This window comes from Streptomyces sp. DH12 (assembly GCF_020873895.1).
In the GTDB taxonomy this organism is placed as follows: domain Bacteria; phylum Actinomycetota; class Actinomycetes; order Streptomycetales; family Streptomycetaceae; genus Streptomyces.
The window spans coordinates 1-1,345 of sequence record NZ_JAHWGT010000085.1 but is presented as its reverse complement, the minus strand read 5'-3'; the positions used below and the strand labels follow the sequence as shown (position 1 = coordinate 1,345).

Sequence of the window (1,345 nt, the reverse complement as noted above, 5' to 3'; positions counted from 1 at the left end):
CCGCCAGGAACGCGTCGATCAGCCGCTGCACGTGGATCCGGTCGCGGACGTTGCCGATCAGGTGCCGCTGGTTGGATATGGACGCGGTGTCGGACCTCACGTAGGGGGCTATGTACCAGAGGTAGACCGGCTCGGGGACGATCGTGAACCGCTCCGCCAGGCAGTAGGCCTGCGCCGAGAACAGCTGGTCCTCGTAGTGGATGCCCTCCGGGAAGCGCAGCGCGTGCCGGTCGAGGAAGGCGCGGGCGTACATCTTGCTGGTCGCGAGGTGCTCGAAGAACAGCCGCGGGTCGTCCTCGACGCCGTCCAGGGTGCGGCGCTCGCCCACCAGGTGCGGCATCCAGGTGGAGCGGCGTCCGGTGTCCACCCGGATCCGGCGCACCGCGCCCATCGCGAAGTCGATCTCCCGCTCCCGGTGCGCGGCCAGCAGGGCGGCGACCGCCCCCTCCGGCAGTTCGTCGTCGCTGTCGAGGAACATCAGGTACGGCGCCCGGGCGATCTCCAGGGCGCGGTTGCGCGGGGCGCTGCACCCGCCGCTGTTCTCCGGCAGCCGCAGGTACCGCACGCGCGGGTGGCGCGGGTCGGCGGCCGCCAGTTCCCGCGCCACCCGCGGGGTGTCGTCCGTGGAGTGGTCGTCGCTGATGACGATCTCCAGGTCGCGGTGGGTCTGGCGGCACACGGACCGCACGGCGCGGGGCAGCCGTCCGGCGTCGTTGTGCACGATCACCGTGACGGTGACGTCGGGGAGCCGGGACGTGGACATCACGCGGTCACCTCCTGGGGGGCCGGCGCCGGGGTGCGCTCCTGAGGCGGCAGCACCGGGGGCAGGGACGCCTCGTCCTCGCCGAGGAACACCCGGCGCACGACCCGCTCGGCGGCCCGGCCGTCGTCGAACTCGCAGAACCGCTCCCGGAACGCAGCCCGCAGCCGCGCCGACTCCTCGTCCGCCCAGGTCCCCGACGCGAACAGCCACGCCAACTCCGGGTAGGAGCGGGTCACATGACCCGGCGGCCCGGCCGTGACGTCCAGATACGCGCCCCGGCTCGCGCGGAAGGCGTCCCAGTCGTCGGCGTGCACCACGATCGGCCGGTCCAGCAGGGCGTAGTCGAACATCACGGACGAGTAGTCGGTGACCAGGACGTCGGCCGCGAGCAGCACGTCCTGCACCTCCGGCTCGTCGGTGGCGTCCACCAGCACGCCCCGTCGGTGCAGCTCCGACAGGCCGAGGCCGCGGGCCGGTCCCTCGGCGAGCGTGGGGTGCAGCCGGACCACCAGGGTGCGCCCCTCGCCCAGGTCGGCGGCGAACCGGGCCAGGTCGATCCGCTCCACCAGACCGTCCCTGCGG

2 protein-coding genes are annotated in these 1,345 nt (G+C 73.3%); both read right to left on the bottom strand.

Annotated elements, in window-relative coordinates; translation table 11 throughout:
* A partial coding sequence (locus LPA54_RS32605; RefSeq protein ID WP_228984383.1) for a glycosyltransferase family 2 protein occupies window positions 1-763 on the bottom strand: 763 nt, incomplete at its 3' end.
* A partial coding sequence (locus LPA54_RS32600; RefSeq protein WP_228984382.1) for a CDP-glycerol glycerophosphotransferase family protein occupies window positions 763-1,345 on the bottom strand: 583 nt, incomplete at its 5' end. The genes LPA54_RS32600 and LPA54_RS32605, both read right to left, overlap by 1 nt.